Raw genomic sequence first — 18,467 nt, forward strand, 5'->3', positions numbered from 1 at the left:
ATTTGCCGTTTTGTGAAAAATGTATCGGGGCTGACGATATCATTTCCTGGATCGCGGATCTGGCAATGTGTCTTAATTTCGTTCCGTGGCGAGAGGCGCGTGATATTTTTACGAATGCCCTAGTAACGATGGAACTGCGTCAGATGCAACGGATATTAGAAAAGTCTACGGGAGATTAAATGTACGCATTTCGCCGCAGCCAGTGTCCGGATTACCTTACCGATTGTTGGGAACGCCTGGGACGTTATGACGAAGCGCGAAAGCTACGCAATCAACGTTATCGATTCAAATGGTTTTCCGAGTTTCGTTATCCGTAAAAAACGAAGGGGGCTATTTTGCCCCCGTCACAATCACAGCGTAATGACGGTAAAATCCTCCGCCATTTCACTTGCCGGGAAAATATCCCGGCACTCTGCCAGCATCCGCCTGCATCCTTCGGCGTCATAGCGCGAACTGACGTGCGTAATAACTAAACGCCCCACGCCTGCGTCGCGCGCCAGTTCGGCGGCCTGACGCGTTGACGAATGCCCGCGGCTGTTAGCTTTCTCTTCCATCGCTGTTTCCAGGGTGGTTTCATGCACCATCATATCCACGCCCTGTGCTAACGCGGACGCGCCCTCGCAGGGGGCCGTGTCGCCAAAAATCGCCAGCGTTTTACCTGGCGTTGCGGGAGAAAGATAGTCACGGCCATCAATCACGCGCCCATCTTCCAGCGTCACGCATTGCCCGGCTTTAAGTTGCTGGAACAGTGGCCCGGGCTTCACGCCTGCGGCAGCCAGCGCTTTTGCATCCAGCGCACCGGGCTTGTCATGTTCTTCAATGCGATAGCCATAGCACTCTACCGGGTGGTTTAGCGGATAGGCCGTCACTTTGCGCAGCCCATCATCCATCACAAAACCGGCTGTGACTTCGATTATCTCCATCGGGTAATCGGTCCACGAGCCGCTCAGCCGCAGCGCGGTTTCTACAAATTCGCGCAGCCCTTTTGGCCCATAGATCGTGACGGGATTCATATTGCCCGCCATTGAACGACTGCACAGCAGCCCCGGCAGGCCAAACAGATGATCACCATGCAAATGGGTGATGAAGATGCGGTCGATTTTTCCCGGATGCAGGGTGGTTTCCAGCAGTTGATGCTGCGTGCCCTCGCCGCAGTCAAACAGCCAGACTGCCGGTTGCGTTGGATGCTGATGATGCAGCAGAATGGCGGTGACGTTGCGCGTCCGGGTCGGTACGCCAGCGGATGTTCCCAAAAAAGTCAGTTGCATAACGCCGCTCCCCTGGCGGTAAAAAAACAATAACGATGAAGGAGCCTATCATGATTCAGTGGCAAGATTTGCACCATTCTGATTTAACCGTCCCGCAGTTGTACGCGCTGCTGCAATTACGCTGTGAAGTTTTTGTGGTTGAGCAGGCCTGTGTCTATCAGGATATTGACGGCGAGGATCTGCTTGGCGAAAACCGTCATATCCTCGGCTGGCAGGGCGACAGGCTGGTGGCGTATGCGAGACTTCTGAAAAATGAGGATGATTTTTCTCCTGTTACCATTGGTCGGGTGATTGTCAGCCCTGGCGTTCGTGGGGAGAAAATGGGTTATCAACTGATGGAATACGCGCTGGCAAGCTGCGCGCAACACTGGCCGGAACACGCGCTCTATCTGGGCGCGCAGGCGCATTTGCAGAATTTCTATCGGCACTTTGGTTTTATTCCGGTGACGGAGATCTATGATGAAGATGGCATCCCGCATGTCGGGATGGCGCGCGAGGTTGGCCAGGCGTAACCGGCAAGCGTTGACTATAGTTATCCCACTGGTTTAGCAAACATGGAGATATATTATGGTTAATGAAACACATATTGACGACGACCTGACTCTGCTGAGCGATACCCTGGAAGAGGTGCTACGTTCTTCCGGCGATCCCGCTGACCAGAAATATGTCGAGCTGAAAGCGCGCGCGGAAAATGCGCTGCATGAGGTTAAATCCCGCGTGAGCCATGCTTCCGACACTTACTATTACCGGGCGAAAAAAGCGGTCTATCGCGCCGACGATTATGTGCACGAAAAACCGTGGCAGGGTATTGGTGTAGGTGCAGCGGTCGGGCTGGTGTTAGGTCTTTTATTGACCCGTCGCTGAGCAAAATCACACTCCCTAATCATGGGTACTGCTTTTTACAGGCAGTACCCCGTATAATGTACGGTTTTTAGAATAGGGAGGTTCGCGTGCTATCCGTTTCTGCTGCGCTAAAGAGTCTGGCTGACTCTCTGTCGGACGATTTTCCCGCTTCACCCGGCACGCGAATTATCGAAGTTCCTTTCCCCCTGAATGACGCGTTCGACCCGCTTTGCTGGTTAAATGCCCAGACTGTGTGGCCGCAATTCTGGTGGCAGCAGCGCAGCGGCGATGATGAACTTGCCGCCCTGGGCGCGGCCGTTTCGTTTTCCTCCCTGGCTCAGGCCGAAGATTTTTTAACTCGCTATGATGCGGATGATGCCCGCATTTGCGGCCTGAATAGTTTTGACTACCGACAGATAGCGCTTTTTTTACCGCGCCTGGAGTGGCGTCGTGAGGGCGGACGCGCGTCGTTAAGAGTGAACCTGGCGAGCGAGACCTCGTTGCACGCTGACGCCGTAGCGGCAAAAGCGTTTATTACGCAACTGTCGTCGCAAAGCGTCTGTCACACCTCTGCGCTGACGCTGGAAAGCGAGTTACACCGACCAGGCGAAGCCGGATGGCGCGGTCTGATTGAACAAGCCACGCTTGCTATCGCCAATGGCGAATTTGAGAAAGTGGTGCTGGCGCGTGCTACCGACCTGACGTTTACGACGCCACCCGATGCCGGGGCGTTAATGGCCGCCAGCCGCCGCGTTAATCTCCACTGTTATCACTTCTTTATGGCGTTTGACGCCGGGCAGGCCTTTTTCGGCTCATCGCCGGAACGTCTCTGGCGCAGGCGTGGTCTCGAACTGGAAACTGAAGCACTGGCGGGAACCGTCGCCAGTCATCCGGACCCGACGCAGGCGCAGCACCTGGCCGACTGGTTAATGAATGACGACAAAAACCAGCGCGAGAACATGCTGGTGGTGGACGATATCTGTGCGCGCCTGCAGAAACATGTCGATGCGCTCGACATTCTGCCCGCCGAAATCGTTCGCCTGAGAAAAGTTCAGCATATACGCCGTGTTATCCAGGCTACGCTGAAAGAAGCCAGCGATGACCGCTGTTTAATGCAACTGCAACCTACTGCCGCCGTCTCTGGCTTACCACGTACTCAGGCTTTTGATTTTATTGATTGCTTTGAGCCATTCTCGCGGGAATGGTACGCAGGTTCGGCGGGCTATATCAGCCGCTGCCAAAGCGAGTTTTGCGTGACGCTGCGGTCGGCGAAAGTGAGCGGCAACACGGTGCGTCTGTATGCGGGCGCGGGAATTGTTGCCGGGTCGCAGGCCGATTCCGAATGGCAGGAAATAGAAAATAAAGCAGCGGGCCTGCGTTCTTTATTGTTCTTTGAGTAGAACATTAACGACTCATATCAAAATCTCATTGTTTCGTATTATTTATACTGAGTCGCAATATTGATACCGGACAAACATATGTCAGTAAGCGCTTTCAACCGACGCTGGGCGGCGGTGATCCTTGAAGCTTTAACCCGTCACGGCGTGCGCCATATCTGCATCGCTCCGGGGTCACGTTCCACACCGCTCACCCTGGCGGCAGCTGAAAACCGTACATTTATTCATCACACGCATTTTGATGAGCGTGGGCTGGGGCATTTGGCGTTAGGGCTGGCGAAGGTCAGTCGCCAACCGGTTGCGGTGATTGTTACCTCAGGAACTGCGGTGGCGAACCTCTATCCGGCGCTAATTGAAGCCGGGCTCACCGGGGAAAAAATCATACTTCTGACCGCCGACAGGCCGCCGGAGCTGATTGACTGTGGGGCGAATCAGGCGATTCGTCAGCCGGGCATGTTTGCTTCACATCCCTCTGAAACGCTTTCTCTGCCGCGTCCGAGCCAGGATATTCCGGCTCGCTGGCTGGTCTCTTCGATTGATCATGCGCTGGGTTCGCTGCATGCGGGCGGCGTACACATTAACTGCCCGTTCGCGGAACCACTGTACGGTGAGATGGACGACACGGGCCTCGACTGGCAGCAGGCGCTGGGTAACTGGTGGCAGGAAGACAAACCCTGGCTGCGCGAGTCGCTGCATCTTGAAAGCAATAAGCAGCGTGACTGGTTCTTCTGGCGGCAAAAGCGTGGCGTTGTGGTTGCCGGACGCATGAGCGCGGAAGAGGGCAAAAAGGTTGCCGAATGGGCGAAAACGCTCGGCTGGCCGCTGATTGGCGATGTCCTTTCGCAAACGGGCCAACCCTTGCCCTGCGCGGATTTGTGGCTGGGTAATGCGGCGGCAGTGAGTGAACTGGCTCAGGCGCAAATCGTGGTGCAGATTGGCAGCAGCTTGACGGGCAAACGCCTGTTGCAGTGGCAGCAGGCCTGTGAACCGGAGGAGTACTGGCTGGTGGATAATCTCACCGGGCGGCTCGATCCGGCACATCATCGTGGTCGCCGACTGGTATGCGACATCGACCATTGGCTGGAACTGCATCCGGCAGAAAAACGCACGCCGTGGTGTACGGCGATCCCGCGTCTTGCTGAGCAGGCGTGGGAGGGCGTGTGCGCCATCAGCGAAACCTTCGGTGAAGCGCAGCTGGCGCACCGCATTCGCCATTATTTACCGCAGCAGGGGCAGCTCTTTGTCGGCAACAGCCTGGTGGTACGTCTGATTGACGCGCTAAGCCAGCTCCCTGCCGGGTATCCGGTCTACAGCAATCGCGGGGCCAGCGGTATCGACGGTTTGATCTCCACGGCGGCGGGCGTGCAGCGTGCCAGCGCTAAATCAACGCTGGCGATTGTGGGCGATCTCTCCGCGTTGTATGACCTCAATGCACTGGCGTTGCTGCGTCAGGTTTCCGCACCTTTCGTACTCATCGTGGTGAATAACAACGGCGGGCAGATTTTCTCACTGCTACCCACCCCGGTGGAAGAACGCGAACGCTTCTACGCCATGCCGCAGAATGTACATTTCGAACATGCGGCGAAAATGTTTGGCCTGAATTATCATCAGCCGCAGGACTGGGCCGCGCTTGAAACCGCGCTTGATAAAGCCTGGCGTACACCCGCCACCACGGTGATTGAGCTGGTGGTGAATGACACCGATGGCACGCAAACCCTGCAACAACTGCTGGCGCAGGTCAGCCACCTATGATGTTAAATGCCGTTGCGCGCGAAGGTGATGCGGGGCAACCGTGGCTGGTATTTCTGCACGGTTTCTCCGGCGACTGCCATGAGTGGCAAACGGTAGGCGAGGCGTTCCCGCGCGCCTCGCGGCTTTATATCGATCTCCCCGGTCACGGCAGTTCTGCCGATTGCCGGGTAACCCACTTCGCCGATGTTTGCGCGGCGTTACAGACTACGTTACTTAGTTACAACATCCTCAGCTACTGGCTGATTGGCTACTCGCTGGGCGGTCGTATTGCGATGACCTTTGCCTGCCAGCATCAGCCGCAAGGGTTGCTGGGCGTGGTGGTTGAGGGCGGCCATCCCGGGCTGCAAAGTGCCGAACAACGCGCGCAGCGCTGGCAATCGGACAATCGCTGGGCGCAGCGTTTTGCCCATGAACCCCTGAACCAGGTGTTTGACGCCTGGTATCGGCAGCCGGTCTTTGCCAGCCTGACGCCTGCACAGCGCGACGCGCTGGTGGCGCTACGCCAAAATAATGACGGCAGCGCGCTGGCGGCTATGCTTTTAGCAACGTCGTTAAGCGTGCAGGACGATCTGCGCGGTGCCCTGCGCGATCGTGCCTTCCCATTCTGGTATCTCTGCGGCGAACGCGATAGCAAATTCAGGGCCATTGCCGATGAACTTGCCGCGCCTTGCCATGTAATTCGTAATGCCGGACACAACGCGCACCGGGAAAACCCCGAGGGCGTGGTGGCGTGTCTGGCGCAGATTGTGCATCTCTGACTATAGGACACACTATGATCTATCCTGATGAAGCTATGCTTTACGCCCCGATTGAATGGCAAGACTGTTCTGAAGGCTACACTGACATTCGTTACCAGAAATCCGCTGACGGCATCGCCAAAATCACCATTAACCGTCCTCAGGTACGTAATGCGTTCCGCCCGTTGACGGTCAAAGAGATGATCCAGGCGCTCGCGGATGCGCGCTATGACGACAATATTGGCGTGATCGTCCTGACTGGCGAAGGTGACAAGGCCTTCTGTTCCGGTGGCGATCAGAAAGTGCGCGGCGACTACGGCGGATACCAGGATGATGCGGGTACGCACCACCTGAACGTGCTCGATTTCCAGCGCCAGATCCGCACCTGCCCGAAACCGGTGGTGGCGATGGTGGCTGGCTACTCCATCGGCGGCGGTCACGTACTGCACATGATGTGTGACCTGACGATTGCGGCAGAAAACGCTATCTTTGGTCAGACGGGCCCGAAAGTGGGCTCCTTCGACGGCGGCTGGGGCGCATCCTACATGGCGCGTATCGTCGGGCAGAAAAAAGCGCGTGAAATTTGGTTCCTGTGCCGTCAGTACAATGCTCAGGAAGCGCTGGATATGGGCCTGGTGAACACCGTGGTACCGCTGGCTGACCTCGAAAAAGAGACCATTCGCTGGTGTCGCGAAATGCTGCAAAACAGCCCGATGGCGCTGCGTTGCCTGAAAGCCGCGCTGAACGCCGACTGTGATGGTCAGGCGGGCCTGCAGGAACTGGCGGGTAACGCCACGATGCTGTTCTACATGACTGAAGAAGGTCAGGAAGGGCGCAATGCGTTTAACCAGAAACGTCAGCCTGATTTCAGCAAATTTAAACGGAACCCGTAATGCGACACGCGCAGGTTTACCGCTGGCAGGTACCGATGGACGCGAGTGTGGTACTGCGCGAACGGCGGCTGAAAACCCGCGACGGATTGTTTGTCTGGCTGCGTGACGGTGAGCGCGAAGGCTGGGGGGAAGTCTCCCCACTTCCGGGCTTTAGCCGTGAAACGCTGGACGAGGCGCAATCCGCTTTACTGGACTGGGTTCAACACTGGCGACAGGGGGTTGAGACCCCGTTGCCGGAGCTGCCCTCGGCGGCGTTTGGCATTAGCTGCGCACTGGCGGAACTCGACGATACGCTGCCGATAACGGCGGATTATCGTGCCGCGCCACTGTGCACCGGCGACCCGGATGAACTGGTGCTGGCGCTGGCCGATATGTCCGGCGAAAAAGTGGCGAAGGTGAAAGTCGGGCTGTACGAGGCCGTGCGCGACGGCATGGTGGTCAATCTGCTGCTGGAAGCGATTCCCGATTTACATCTGCGTCTGGATGCCAATCGCGCCTGGACGCCGCTGAAAGCGCAGCAGTTTGCCAAATACGTCAACCCGGCGTTCCGCGAACGCATCGCTTTTCTCGAAGAACCGTGCAAAACACGCGACGATTCGCGCACGTTTGCCGCAGAAACCGGCATTGCTATCGCATGGGATGAAAGTCTGCGCGATGACGATTTCCGCTTTGAAGCGGAGCCCGGCGTGCGCGCGGTGGTGATTAAACCGACCCTCACCGGTAGCCTGCAAAAAGTGCAGGCGCAGGTGGCGGCAGCACATGCATTGGGCTTGACGGCGGTCATCAGCTCTTCCATTGAGTCGAGCCTTGGGCTGACGCAGCTAGCGCGGATTGCGGCCTGGCTGACGCCGGATACGATTCCGGGTCTCGACACGCTGAACCTGATGCAGGCACAGTTACTTCGCCGCTGGCCGGATAACCCGTTGCCGTGCCTGGATATGCTGTCGCTGGAGCCGCTGTTGTGAGTTTTTCAACCTGGCCCTGGCGTGACTGGCGAGCGCAGCGGGGTGATATGACTGCGCTGCGTCTCGACAACGAGACGCTTAACTGGGCTGCGTTATGTGAGCGCATCGACGCGCTGGCGGCCGGTTTTCAGGCGCAGGGTGTACGTGATGGCGACGGGGTCGCCCTCTGCGCCCGCAACCGGGATGAAACGGTGCTGGCCTGGCTGGCATTGTTACAGTGCGGGGCGCGCATTTTGCCGCTCAACCCTCGTCTGCCCACGACGCTGATTAATGCCTTACTGCCAGCGTTAACGCTGCGTCACGTGCTCACTCTGGAAAGCAGTGAGATTGCCGATTCACTGCCGCGCCTCACGCTGCAAGAATCAACGGATTATCACGATATTGGCTGGCGACCTGAACGTCTGACTTCGATGACGCTCACATCGGGCTCCACGGGCCTGCCGAAAGCGGCGGCGCACACCTGCGCGGCGCATCTTGCCAGCGCGCAGGGCGTGTTAAGTTTAATTCCGTTTGCACAGGATGAATGTTGGCTCTTGTCGTTGCCGCTATTCCACGTCTCCGGGCAGGGGATTTTCTGGCGCTGGCTTTACGCCGGCGCGCAGATGGCGGTGAGCGAGCGTCCACTCGCCGAAGCGCTGCAAGGGTGTACCCACGCCTCGCTCGTGCCGACTCAGCTCTGGCGTTTGCTGAATGATAAACAGCCTCTGTCGCTGAAAGCCGTGCTGTTAGGCGGTGCAGCCATTCCCGCCGAGCTTACTGAGCAGGCAAGCACGATGGGTATCCGTACCTTCTGCGGCTACGGCTTGACCGAATTTGCCTCTACCGTCTGCGCGCGGGAAGCCAACGGTGGCGATGATGTGGGGACGCCGCTTGCCGGGCGTGAGCTCAAACTGGTGAACGGTGAAATCTGGCTACGCGCGCAAAGTATGGCCTCGGGCTATTGGCGCGATGGCGCGCTTGTGCCGCTGGTCAATGCCGAAGGTTGGTTTGCCACGCGCGATCGCGGCGAAATTCGCGACGGTAAGCTCTATATCGTTGGGCGCATGGATAACCTCTTCTTTAGCGGTGGGGAAGGTATACAGCCGGAAGAAGTGGAGCGGGTGATTGTGGCGCACCCTGCGGTTTCACAGGTGTTTATCGTTCCGCTGGACGACCCCGAGTTCGGGCAGCGCCCGGTCGCGGTAGTGGACTGTGAAGGCGATGTCGACCTTACTCTCCTCGCTGGCTGGGTGAAAGGTAAACTGGCCGGCTTCCAGCAACCGTGTCACTGGCTACGGTTGCCGGAAACGATGAAAAATAGCGGGATCAAAGTCTCGCGTCATCAATTGCGGACGTGGGTCTCACAGATTTTAGGTCCATCTCCCCGCTAGCTCTCCTCTGTAATGAATCGGGATAAGCCTCTGTTTCCCGATTCTTCTTTCCCTGTCTTTCTGCGTATTTCTCAAAATACTTTTGTGACGTAATTAGTTACATTTAAAAGTATGATCGCCCTTTTAGTTCATGCGGTTGGCAAAATTGAGCAGTACAATTCGCCCGTTTTTTTTGGCTATTCACACAGTGGTTGCGGGAAAGGAATAAAATGAAAAAGAGCATTCTATTTGGCCTGATGGGGATGTTGTTGCTCCCGGTTGCGGCAAATGCAATTAGCATCAGCGGCCAGGCTGGCGAAGAATATACCAATATCGGCGTCGGCTTTGGTACCGAATCTACAGGGCTTGCGCTGAGCGGTAACTGGGCGCATAACGACGATCACGGCGATATTGTGGGCGCGGCGTTGGGGTTGAACATTCCATTAGGGCCGTTTATGGCAACAGCGGGCGGCAAAGGTGTTTATCTGAGCCCGAACTACGGTGACGATGGTTACGCGGCGGCAGTTGGCGGTGGGTTACAGTGGGAACTGGGTGAGCGCTTCCGTTTGTTCGGTGAGTATTACTACTCGCCGGATTCACTTTCCAGCGGCGTCAAAGATTACGAAGAAGCTAACGCGGGTGGCCGCTTTATGATTATGCGTCCGTTAAGCGTGGAAGCGGGTTATCGCTATATCAACCTCGCGGGCAAAGATGGCAATCGCGACAGTGCCGTTGCCGATGGCCCCTACGTCGGCGTCAGCGCCAATTTCTGATTCTCCCCCCGGCGTGGCACGCTGCCGCGCCAGTTTTCTCGTTTTTATTCCTCGCCTTGCGCTATAGTAAATCGTCCTCTTTTACTGGAGAAAGCGATGATAAACGTAGAGATGCTGTCTACGGGCGATGAAGTCTTATACGGGCAAATTGTTGATACCAATGCGGCCTGGCTTGCTGATTTCTTATTTGAACAAGGTTTACCGCTTTCCCGGCGTAACACCGTAGGCGACAAACTCGATGACCTGGTGGCGATTTTGCGCGAGCGCAGCACCCAGGCTGATGTCCTGATTGTAAATGGCGGTTTAGGGCCGACCAGCGATGATTTAAGCGCGCTTGCTGCCGCAACGGCGAAAGGTGAATCGCTGGTACTGCATGAACCGTGGCTGGCGCAGATGGAGAAATTTTTCAAAGAGCGTGGCCGCGTGATGGCACCAGCCAATCGCAAACAGGCGGAAATTCCTGCCAGCGCCGAGTTTATCGATAACCCGGTGGGTACGGCCTGCGGTTTTGCCATCAAGCTTAACCGCTGCCTTATTTTCTTCACCCCTGGCGTGCCGTCTGAATTTAAAGTGATGGTTCAGCAGGAAATTTTGCCACGTCTGCGAGCTCGCTTTGACATTCCTGAGCCGCCGCTGTGCCTGCGTCTCACTACCTTCGGACGTTCGGAAAGCGACCTTGCGCAAAGCCTTGAACATCTGACGCTGCCTGCGGGCGTATCGATGGGCTATCGTTCATCGATGCCGATTATAGAACTCAAGCTGACTGGCCCGGCGAGTGAACGTCAGGCAATGGAAGCCCTGTGGCCGGAAGTGAAAAAAGTGGCGGGCGAGAGTCTGATTTTTGAAGGAACGGAAGGCCTGCCGAAACAGCTTGCTCGCGCCTTGCTGGATAAGCAACTGAGCCTGACGCTTAGCGAGCAGTTTACCGGTGGGCTGCTGGCGCTGGAACTGCAACGCGCGGGCGCGCCGCTACTGGCCAGTGAGGTGATTCCGTCGCAGGAAGAAACGCTGGCACAAACGGCACGTTGGGCACAAGAACGCCGCGAAAACCATTTTGCTGGCGTAGCGCTAGCGGTAACCGGGCTCGAAAATGAGCATCTGAACTTCGCGCTCTCCACCGTGGAAGGCACCTGGGCGCTGCGCGTGAAGTTCAATACCACGCGTCACAGTCTGGTTGTGCGTCAGCAGGTCTGCGCCATGATGGCAATGAACATGCTGCGCCGCTGGCTTAACGGTATGGATGTTGCGAGCGAGCACGGCTGGATTGAAGTGGTGGAAACGCTGAAGGTGTAGTGGTGTGGCATTGCCGGCTGCGGCTGCGCCTTATCCGGCCTACAGATTTCCCCTGACCGGGTAGGCCTGATAAGCGAAGCGCATCAGGCTTTGTGCCGGTGGCATTGCCGGATGCGGCTGCGCCTTATCCAGCCTACAAATTCCCCCTGACCGGGTAGGCCTGATAAGCGAAGCGCATCAGGCATTGTGCCGGTGGTATTGCCGGATGCGGCTGCGCCTTATCCGGCCTACACATTTCACCTGACCCGGTAGGCCTGATAAGCGAAGCGCATCAGGCATTGTGCCGGTGGCATAGCCGGATGCGGCTGCGCCTTATCCGGCCTACAAATTTCATCTGACCCGGTAGGCCTGATAAGCGAAGCGCATCAGGCATTGTGCCGGTGGCATTGCCGGATGCGGCTGCGCCTTATCCGGCCTACAGATTCCCCCTGACCCGGTAGGCCTGATAAGCGAAGCGCATCAGGCCTTGTGCCGGTGGCATTGCCGGATGCGGCTGCGCCTTATCCGGCCTACAAATTTCCCCTGACCGGGTAGGCCTGATAAGCGAAGCGCATCAGGCTTTGTGCCGGTGGCGTTGCCGGATGCGGCTGCGCCTTATCCGGCCTACACATTTCACCTGACCCGGTAGGCCTGATAAGCGAAGCGCATCAGGCATTGTGCCGGTGGCATTGCCGGATGCGGCTGCGCCTTATCCGGCCTACACATTTCACCTGATATGGTAGGCCTGATAAGCGAAGCGCATCAGGCTTTGTCCTCGGTTTATGCCGACAGCGCCTGCGCCAGCAGCGTAATCGGGTGTTCGCAGCGCTTGCTGGTGGACATCTCGATTTGCCACTTACAGGTTTCGCAATCGGTCACCACGATATCCGCGCCGCTTTCCTCTATCTGGCGGAACAGCGGGGCGCCGACGGCTTGGGACGTGGGGTAATTCTCCGATTTAAAGCCATAGGTACCCGCAATACCGCAGCACTGGGAATCGAGCACCGTAAGCTCCAGCCCGGGAATTTGCCGCAGCAGTTCCAGTGTGTACAGCGTCCAGCCCATTTTCTCCATATGACACGGTGTGTGATACACCACCTTCAGCGGCAACGGTTTTAGCGGCAGCGTTTTCCCTTCGTCCAGTTTTCGCCACAGCCAGCGCGTGGCAAGGTCGATATGCTCGCGCAGGCCGCCGTTATCGACATTCAGCAGATGCGGATATTCATCGCGCAGCGTAAAGGTACAGGTGGAAGAGGTCGCGATAACCGGCAGCGATTTATCTTCAATGGCCTCGCGCAGTGATGCGACGTTGCTTTGTGCCTGCTTGCGTGCCTTATCGGTGAACCCGTTAGCAATCAACGGCACGCCGCAACATTTCTCTTTGCTCAACAGCTGGACGCCCGTTCCCAGCGCATTCAGCACGTTAATTAAATCTTTGCCCAATTGTGGATGGTTATAGTTGACGTAGCAGCCGTGGAAAAAAGCCACCTGCTCGGCAAACTGCGCCTGCTGTTTTGCCACGCTGCGATACCAGCGGCGGAAGGTGCCGAAGGAGTATTTTGGCAGCGTGCGGCGATGATCAATTTTAAGCGCTGCATCCAGCAGATGACGCACGGGCTTCAGCCCCGTTGCCGCATTCACCAGAGGTGCAAACGTCGTCGACATCTGCCCCATCAGATCCGTATGGCTGAGTATGCGGTTACGCAATGACGGCGTGGTGACGTCATAGCGCGCGCGGGCGCGCTGGATGATATCGCCAATTTTGACATCGGACGGGCAGGCCACTTCGCAGCGTTTGCAGTTGATGCAATATTTCAGCGCCTCGTCATACAGCGCGCCATCTTTCAGGCGCAGCCGTTCGCCGTCCGGCCCTGCCTGTTTCGGCCCCGGATAACGCGGATTCACCCGGCTGATTGGGCAGGCCGTGGTGCAGGCGGTACATTTGATGCAATTCTCGAACTGGCCGTTACTCATGCTTCACCTCCCACCAGCAGGGCGATTTGCTGCGCGGCATGAAGTGCCGTCACCGCACAAACGCCACCGCCACAGCCCTGAGCGATGGCATCGCAGCCGCCCAGCACCGAACCAATCACAAACACATTTTCCAGTTGCTTTCCACCAATGGCCGGGCGCAGCATTGCATCGGTCGCAACCCCAAACTGCTGCCAGGGCTGAGGATCAAAAACATCCGGTCGAGACCATAATGCGCGGCTTGCCGCCTGCATCACATCGAGATTAAGCACCGGCTCGCGAATCGTTTCACGGTTGGCGATTAATCCGTTGCTAAAGAAACTGCCGCTCGCCAGCACGACATAACGTGCACGCAGGGGAATATCTGCGTGGTTACGCGTCCAGACAGCGGTGGCGCGTTGATGTTCCAGCGTCACTTTTTGTACCTCATCGCCCGGCATCCACACGCCGCCCGCGCGGATAAACTGCCGCTGAAGCTGCGCCTGTAACCGCATGCCGGGTACGGATGGTGGGAGCGTTGGCAGTAGATGGAGCGCGCAGCTGAGCTTTGCGGAAAGCCAGTCATACAGTTGGCTATCGCTGGCGCCAAAACAGGCCGGAAGCCACAGGGCATCGTAACCTTCTGCCAGCGGAGCGAGTGCATCGTACAACGGTTGCCATTGTTCCGGCTGGTCGAGCAGGCGTGCGATGTTTGCCGCGCGGAATTCGCTGGCGTTTTCGCGCAGTACATCCAGTTGCGGCAGGTCGATTTCAACCGAATCAACGTCGAGGCCCTGTTTGCGTAATGATGCAGCGGCAAGCGGAGCCTGAAAATCGAGAAAGCCGGTTATTCCCACAATACGGACTTTGCTGGCAACGGGCGGGAAGCGCGGCGTCTCACGTGGGCTGAGCCAGGCGCTGCGCAACAAGCCCAGTGGAGTCACACGTTGATGCGGCTGCCCGGCGTCGCCCTGAAAATCGATACCACAAGCGCTGAACAGCGCTTGTGCCTGACGGGCGTACGAGAAAACGTTCTCGCAGCCCACTTTGTTGTAAGGATGCTCAGGGGCTTGCCGCACTAATGCTTTCAGGCCGAGAAGCACATCCTCAACAGGCTGCCCATCGGGCAACTTGCTCAGGAGATCCAGCGAGCCTGATGCGAAGTTCAGCGCGCTTTGCCCGCGGCTGACAATGGCGCAGTGCAAGCCTTGTGACTGAAGCTGTAACCCGCACACGAGCCCGGCCAGGCCACCGCCAATGATAACCGTATCAAATTTCATCCTGATGCTCCTTTTGCAGCCCGCATAGCCCCTGATAAACCCAGCGTGTCAGTTCGCTTTCGCGCAGCGCATCGCCCCAGGCGATTGGCTGCACGCCTTTCCAGCGCTCATTAAGGAAATCGGACAGTTGTTTCAGCGACTGGCTGGCATTGGTGGCGTGAAAACGTGGCAGCAGACCCGCCGCGCGGCAGGCGCACAATTCGCCCTGACACGTGCCCATACCGACGCGGGTGCGACGACGCAGATCGAGCAGATTGCGAACATTCAGGTTTTCTACGGCATACTGCACTTCGCCTGCCGTAACGGCTTCACATTCACATACCAGGCTACGATGCAGGCGGTTGTCGCCGATCCAGCCTGGCGTGCGGTCGCCGTGACGATAAATCACGGAACCCCGCAGTGGCGCAGGCAACGAGATGATGCGCTGGAGTGTTTTCTCCTGGCTTTCACGTGAACCGGGTAAAGGTGTTGCGGCGGTGGAACACGATGTCGTGTTTCCGACTTTGCGACACACCGCGTCGGTGGCCCATTCGGCCATCAGGCGATAGGTCATCAGTTTGCCACCGGTGATGGTAATGAATCCCTCTAAACCGTCGCGCTGCGCGTGATCGAATAACACAATGCCGCGGCTGACGTTGCGCCCGGTGGGGTCGTCATCGCAGGCCACTAACGGGCGCACGCCTGAGTAAGCGCGCAGAATGCGCGTGCGGCCCATGCGCGGCGCCAGTTTTTCACCTTCGCGGATGAGTGTATCCACTTCCTGGGCGGTGACGCGGTTATCGTCAATTTCATTGTAATCGATGTGCATAGAGGTGGTGCCAATCAACGAAATGGTATCACCCGGCACCAGAATATCGGCATCAGCTGGTTTGCGGCAGCGGTTAATCACGTGCTGGTTGATGCGATGATCGAGAATGAGCAGGGATCCTTTGGCCGGGAACATGCGAATGCTCAGGTCGGCGTACTCGGCGATGCGTTGCCCCCAGATACCGGCGGCGTTCACCACTACTTGCGCACGAAGCTCACGCGTTTCCTTTGTTTGGCGAGCGCATAACCGTACGCCACGCACGTTCGCGCCGTCGCGAATCAGCCCAATGACTTCATGACCGGTGAGAATGTCCGCGCCGTGTTCGCGCGCATCCAGCATATTGGCAGCCGTCAAACGGAAGGGATCAACCGTGCCGTCCGGCACTTTTACCGCGCCTGTCAGCGCCGGGTTAACGCCCGGTTCGATGCGTAGGGCTTCCTCTGGCTCGATCGCCTGCGCGTCGATACCCGCGCTTGCGCAGGCCTGTAAAAAGGTCGATTGAAAGTCGAGGCTATCTTCCGGCAGGGTGATAAACAGCCCGCCGGTGGGCTCAATGCAGTGGCGGGCGATATGTTTCAGAATACGGTTTTCGCTGATGCATTCACGTGCCGATTCGCTATCGGTGACGGCGTAGCGTGCGCCGCTGTGAAGCAGACCGTGGTTGCGTCCGGTCGCGCCAGTGGCAATGTCGTGGCGTTCGACCAGGACGACCTTGAGGCCACGCAGTGCGCAGTCGCGGGCAATTCCCGCGCCGGTGGCGCCACCGCCGATGATAATCGCATCGTACTCCCCTGATTGCTGCATTTTCCTGCCCCTACATAACAATATCCTTGTCTTCAGTAGGCCATAATTTGTGGAGAATTTGTTTGATGTTGCGCACATTCGAACTTATTGCTTTCGTTTTCGCGCATTGTGGGCCTAAAAATGAGATGAACAGATAAATGCTAAGCGCTTTGATAAAGGTATTATATGATTCACTTTTGGTAATGTTTAAGCGATAGCGGGCGAGGCAAGTAATGGCTGTGTCAAATGGACTGGATGAATTTAATCAGTGGTGGGCGACAGAAGGTGACTGGGTTGAAGAGCCGAACTACCGCCGAAACGGAATGAGTGGCGTCCAGTGTATTGAGCGTGATGGTAAAAAACTGTACGTGAAGCGTATGACCCAGCACCTGTTCCGCTCGGTTCGCTATCCGTTTGGTCGCCCGACCATTGTGCGTGAAATTGCCGTGATTAAAGATCTCGAAAAAGCGGGCGTTATCGTGCCGAAGATCGTTTATGGCAAAGCGATGAAGATTGATGGCGAATGGCGCGCGTTGTTGGTCACCGAAGACATGAAAGGTTTTATCAGCATTGGCGACTGGTATCATCAGCATGCGGTTACCCCTTTCCCGGACGACGTCCGTGAAGCCATGCTGAAGGCCGTTGCCGTGGCTTTCAAAAAGATGCACAGCGTGAATCGTCAGCACGGTTGTTGCTATGTGCGTCATATCTATGTCAAAACGGAAGGTACGGTAGAAGCTGGTTTCCTCGATCTTGAGAAAAGCCGTCGTCGTCTGAGTCGCGAAAAAGCGATTCATCATGACTTCTCGCAGCTGGAAAAATACCTCGACCCGATTCCGAAAGCAGATTGGGAAAAGGTGAAAGCGTACTATTACGCATTGTGAGGAAAAACTGCCGGATGCGGCGTGCGCCTTATCCGGCCTGATTAAGGTCTCACGCCTTTCTACATTTCTATTTCAATATCGCCCTTCGCCCGGCAGCAGCAGGGCAAAATCTCGCCTGGCTGAATGAATGCCAGCGGCTCCGTCAGCCAGTCGACCTGACCCGTGACCAGCCGCGTGCGGCATGAGCCGCAGTAGCCTTCGCGGCACTGATATTCAACCGCAACATTGTGAGATTCCAGCGCCGCCAGCAGAGAAGGGTGTTCATCCTGGCACACTAACTGTGTGCCAGAGATGCGAAGGATAACGCGGCTCATCAGAGCTGGAAATCACTCAGGTCGTCGGTGTTAACTTCAGAGTCAATCTGACCGACCAGGTAAGAGCTCACTTCCACTTCCTGCGGTGCCACCTGCACGTTATCGGACACCAGCCAGGTGTTGATCCACGGGATCGGGTTAGAACGTGTCTGGAAGGGCAGATCGAGACCTACCGCTTGCATGCGGATGTTGGTGATGTATTCCACGTACTGGCAAAGAATATCCTTGTTCAGGCCGATCATCGAACCGTCGCGGAACAGGTAATCTGCCCACTCTTTTTCCTGAAGGGCCGCCTGCACGAACAGGTCATAACACTCCTGTTTACACTCTTCCGCGATTTCTGCCATTTCCGGGTCATCGACGCCGCTGCGCAGCAGGTTCAGCATATGCTGCGTGCCGGTCAGGTGCAGCGCTTCGTCACGAGCGATCAGGCGAATGATCTTGGCATTGCCTTCCATCAGCTCACGTTCCGCAAACGCGAAGGAGCAGGCGAAGCTGACATAGAAACGAATTGCTTCCAGCGCGTTAACGCTCATCAGACACAGGTAGAGCTTTTTCTTCAGTTCGCGCAGGTTGACGGTAACGGTTTTGCCGTTCACCGTATGCGTGCCTTCACCCAGCAGATGCCAGTAGCTGGTCATCTCAATCAGTTCGTCGTAGTAGCTGGAGATGCCTTCCGCGCGTTTCTGAATCTGCTCGTTGGTCACAATATCATCAAACACAATCGCCGGATCGTTGACGATGTTACGGATAATATGGGTGTAAGAGCGGGAGTGGATAGTTTCTGAAAACGCCCAGGTTTCCACCCATGTTTCCAGTTCCGGAATGGAGATCAGCGGCAGCAGCGCGACGTTCGGGCTACGGCCCTGAATGGAGTCGAGCAGCGTTTGATACTTCAGGTTGCTGATGAAAATATGTTTTTCGTGCTCTGGCAGCGCCTGGTAATCAATGCGGTCGCGGGAGACGTCAACCTCTTCCGGCCGCCAGAAGAAGGAGAGCTGCTTTTCAATCAGCTTTTCGAAGATGTCGTATTTTTGCTGATCGTAGCGGGCCACGTTGACCGGCTGGCCGAAGAACATCGGCTCTTTGAGCTGGTCATTTTTCGTCTGTGAAAAGGTGGTATATGCCATGAATGTGTCCTGTGGTTTTAATGCCCCCTCACCCTAACCCCCTCCCGGAGGGAGAGGGAATGGCTCGGT

At 56.8% G+C, this 18,467-nt stretch carries 18 protein-coding genes; 12 read left to right on the top strand and 6 right to left on the bottom strand.

Translation table 11 applies throughout. The features are described 5' to 3' along the window. The first annotated feature begins 179 nt into the window (after positions 1 to 179). A complete protein-coding gene (locus ACOXYR_RS05685; protein ID WP_415728270.1) occupies positions 180 to 317 on the top strand; it encodes a hypothetical protein in 138 nt (45 codons plus the stop codon). Between the two features lie 33 nt (positions 318 to 350). Here the strand turns inward: ACOXYR_RS05685 and rbn are convergent, their stop codons facing one another. Next, the gene (rbn, locus tag ACOXYR_RS05690) at positions 351 to 1,268 is read right to left on the bottom strand and encodes a ribonuclease BN (protein WP_421355492.1); all 918 of its coding nucleotides are present in this window, start codon (positions 1,266 to 1,268) and stop codon (positions 351 to 353) included. Positions 1,269 to 1,318: 50 nt separating this feature from the next. On the opposite strand from rbn, the gene ACOXYR_RS05695 reads away from it, so the two are divergent. The 10 genes from ACOXYR_RS05695 to ACOXYR_RS05740 all read left to right on the top strand — a co-directional run bounded on the left by ACOXYR_RS05695 (position 1,319) and on the right by ACOXYR_RS05740 (position 11,270). Then, the gene (locus ACOXYR_RS05695) at positions 1,319 to 1,780 is read left to right on the top strand and encodes a GNAT family N-acetyltransferase (RefSeq protein ID WP_421355493.1); all 462 of its coding nucleotides are present in this window, start codon (positions 1,319 to 1,321) and stop codon (positions 1,778 to 1,780) included. Positions 1,781 to 1,835: 55 nt separating this feature from the next. Then, positions 1,836 to 2,132, top strand: coding sequence for a stress response protein ElaB (gene elaB / locus ACOXYR_RS05700; protein ID WP_108473599.1), 297 nt, complete (start codon positions 1,836 to 1,838; stop codon positions 2,130 to 2,132). 86 nt (positions 2,133 to 2,218) lie between these two features. Next, positions 2,219 to 3,511: an isochorismate synthase MenF gene (menF, locus tag ACOXYR_RS05705; RefSeq protein ID WP_421355494.1), complete on the top strand. Its 1,293-nt coding sequence runs from the start codon at positions 2,219 to 2,221 to the stop codon at positions 3,509 to 3,511. Between the two features lie 78 nt (positions 3,512 to 3,589). Beyond that, positions 3,590 to 5,260: a 2-succinyl-5-enolpyruvyl-6-hydroxy-3-cyclohexene-1-carboxylic-acid synthase gene (gene menD / locus ACOXYR_RS05710; RefSeq protein ID WP_421355495.1), complete on the top strand. Its 1,671-nt coding sequence runs from the start codon at positions 3,590 to 3,592 to the stop codon at positions 5,258 to 5,260. Further along, on the top strand, positions 5,257 to 6,018 hold the full coding sequence (gene menH / locus ACOXYR_RS05715) for a 2-succinyl-6-hydroxy-2,4-cyclohexadiene-1-carboxylate synthase (protein ID WP_108473602.1): 762 nt from the start codon (positions 5,257 to 5,259) through the stop codon (positions 6,016 to 6,018). Before menD ends, menH begins: the two co-directional genes overlap by 4 nt. Positions 6,019 to 6,032: 14 nt before the next feature. After that, complete coding sequence (menB, locus tag ACOXYR_RS05720; RefSeq protein WP_108473603.1) at positions 6,033 to 6,890, top strand: 1,4-dihydroxy-2-naphthoyl-CoA synthase; 858 nt, start codon at positions 6,033 to 6,035, stop codon at positions 6,888 to 6,890. Next, positions 6,890 to 7,855, top strand: coding sequence for an o-succinylbenzoate synthase (menC, locus tag ACOXYR_RS05725; protein WP_421355496.1), 966 nt, complete (start codon positions 6,890 to 6,892; stop codon positions 7,853 to 7,855). Before menB ends, menC begins: the two co-directional genes overlap by 1 nt. Further along, positions 7,852 to 9,225 carry an o-succinylbenzoate--CoA ligase gene (gene menE / locus ACOXYR_RS05730; protein ID WP_421355497.1) on the top strand — a complete coding sequence of 458 codons (1,374 nt, stop codon included), beginning with the start codon at positions 7,852 to 7,854 and terminating at the stop codon, positions 9,223 to 9,225. Before menC ends, menE begins: the two co-directional genes overlap by 4 nt. 209 nt (positions 9,226 to 9,434) lie before the next feature. Further along, positions 9,435 to 9,977, top strand: coding sequence for a YfaZ family outer membrane protein (locus ACOXYR_RS05735; RefSeq protein ID WP_189622763.1), 543 nt, complete (start codon positions 9,435 to 9,437; stop codon positions 9,975 to 9,977). Positions 9,978 to 10,073: 96 nt separating this feature from the next. Next, a complete protein-coding gene (locus tag ACOXYR_RS05740; protein WP_421355498.1) occupies positions 10,074 to 11,270 on the top strand; it encodes a nicotinamide mononucleotide deamidase-related protein YfaY in 1,197 nt (398 codons plus the stop codon). A 759-nt stretch (positions 11,271 to 12,029) separates the two neighbouring features. Here the strand turns inward: ACOXYR_RS05740 and glpC are convergent. From glpC to glpA, 3 genes are read right to left on the bottom strand one after another with little or no spacing between them, the layout of a single operon-like run. After that, positions 12,030 to 13,223, bottom strand: a complete 1,194-nt coding sequence (gene glpC, locus ACOXYR_RS05745; RefSeq protein WP_421355499.1) for an anaerobic glycerol-3-phosphate dehydrogenase subunit GlpC — start codon at positions 13,221 to 13,223, stop codon at positions 12,030 to 12,032. Then, the gene (glpB, locus tag ACOXYR_RS05750; RefSeq protein ID WP_421355500.1) at positions 13,220 to 14,479 is read right to left on the bottom strand and encodes a glycerol-3-phosphate dehydrogenase subunit GlpB; all 1,260 of its coding nucleotides are present in this window, start codon (positions 14,477 to 14,479) and stop codon (positions 13,220 to 13,222) included. Before glpB ends, glpC begins: the two co-directional genes overlap by 4 nt. Continuing rightward, on the bottom strand, positions 14,469 to 16,091 hold the full coding sequence (gene glpA / locus ACOXYR_RS05755; RefSeq protein ID WP_421355501.1) for an anaerobic glycerol-3-phosphate dehydrogenase subunit A: 1,623 nt from the start codon (positions 16,089 to 16,091) through the stop codon (positions 14,469 to 14,471). The genes glpB and glpA overlap by 11 nt, the downstream gene beginning before the upstream one ends. 212 nt (positions 16,092 to 16,303) lie before the next feature. Between glpA and inaA the strand changes: the two genes are divergently transcribed. Then, positions 16,304 to 16,954: a lipopolysaccharide kinase InaA gene (inaA, locus tag ACOXYR_RS05760; RefSeq protein WP_108473611.1), complete on the top strand. Its 651-nt coding sequence runs from the start codon at positions 16,304 to 16,306 to the stop codon at positions 16,952 to 16,954. Positions 16,955 to 17,013: 59 nt separating this feature from the next. Here the strand turns inward: inaA and yfaE are convergent, their stop codons facing one another. Both yfaE and nrdB read right to left on the bottom strand, forming a co-directional pair. Next, a complete protein-coding gene (yfaE, locus tag ACOXYR_RS05765; protein ID WP_108473612.1) occupies positions 17,014 to 17,268 on the bottom strand; it encodes a class I ribonucleotide reductase maintenance protein YfaE in 255 nt (84 codons plus the stop codon). Then, positions 17,268 to 18,398 carry a class Ia ribonucleoside-diphosphate reductase subunit beta gene (gene nrdB / locus ACOXYR_RS05770; RefSeq protein ID WP_113858012.1) on the bottom strand — a complete coding sequence of 377 codons (1,131 nt, stop codon included), beginning with the start codon at positions 18,396 to 18,398 and terminating at the stop codon, positions 17,268 to 17,270. Before nrdB ends, yfaE begins: the two co-directional genes overlap by 1 nt. Positions 18,399 to 18,467 lie beyond the last annotated feature (69 nt).

Source organism: Pseudocitrobacter faecalis (assembly GCF_965231525.1).
GTDB lineage: Bacteria > Pseudomonadota > Gammaproteobacteria > Enterobacterales > Enterobacteriaceae > Pseudocitrobacter > Pseudocitrobacter faecalis.

What these genes read in the sequence shown, in the direction of transcription:
- glpB (WP_421355500.1), bottom strand. Translation starts at nt 14,479, where the DNA reads ATGAAATTTGATACGGTTATCATTGGCGGTGGCCTGGCCGGGCTCGTG.
- menD (WP_421355495.1), top strand. Translation starts at nt 3,590, where the DNA reads ATGTCAGTAAGCGCTTTCAACCGACGCTGGGCGGCGGTGATCCTTGAA.
- ACOXYR_RS05735 (WP_189622763.1), top strand. Translation starts at nt 9,435, where the DNA reads ATGAAAAAGAGCATTCTATTTGGCCTGATGGGGATGTTGTTGCTCCCG.
- menB (WP_108473603.1), top strand. Translation starts at nt 6,033, where the DNA reads ATGATCTATCCTGATGAAGCTATGCTTTACGCCCCGATTGAATGGCAA.
- yfaE (WP_108473612.1), bottom strand. Translation starts at nt 17,268, where the DNA reads ATGAGCCGCGTTATCCTTCGCATCTCTGGCACACAGTTAGTGTGCCAG.
- nrdB (WP_113858012.1), bottom strand. Translation starts at nt 18,398, where the DNA reads ATGGCATATACCACCTTTTCACAGACGAAAAATGACCAGCTCAAAGAG.
- ACOXYR_RS05695 (WP_421355493.1), top strand. Translation starts at nt 1,319, where the DNA reads ATGATTCAGTGGCAAGATTTGCACCATTCTGATTTAACCGTCCCGCAG.
- glpA (WP_421355501.1), bottom strand. Translation starts at nt 16,091, where the DNA reads ATGCAGCAATCAGGGGAGTACGATGCGATTATCATCGGCGGTGGCGCC.
- inaA (WP_108473611.1), top strand. Translation starts at nt 16,304, where the DNA reads ATGGCTGTGTCAAATGGACTGGATGAATTTAATCAGTGGTGGGCGACA.
- menH (WP_108473602.1), top strand. Translation starts at nt 5,257, where the DNA reads ATGATGTTAAATGCCGTTGCGCGCGAAGGTGATGCGGGGCAACCGTGG.
- glpC (WP_421355499.1), bottom strand. Translation starts at nt 13,223, where the DNA reads ATGAGTAACGGCCAGTTCGAGAATTGCATCAAATGTACCGCCTGCACC.
- rbn (WP_421355492.1), bottom strand. Translation starts at nt 1,268, where the DNA reads ATGCAACTGACTTTTTTGGGAACATCCGCTGGCGTACCGACCCGGACG.
- menC (WP_421355496.1), top strand. Translation starts at nt 6,890, where the DNA reads ATGCGACACGCGCAGGTTTACCGCTGGCAGGTACCGATGGACGCGAGT.
- ACOXYR_RS05685 (WP_415728270.1), top strand. Translation starts at nt 180, where the DNA reads ATGTACGCATTTCGCCGCAGCCAGTGTCCGGATTACCTTACCGATTGT.
- elaB (WP_108473599.1), top strand. Translation starts at nt 1,836, where the DNA reads ATGGTTAATGAAACACATATTGACGACGACCTGACTCTGCTGAGCGAT.
- ACOXYR_RS05740 (WP_421355498.1), top strand. Translation starts at nt 10,074, where the DNA reads ATGATAAACGTAGAGATGCTGTCTACGGGCGATGAAGTCTTATACGGG.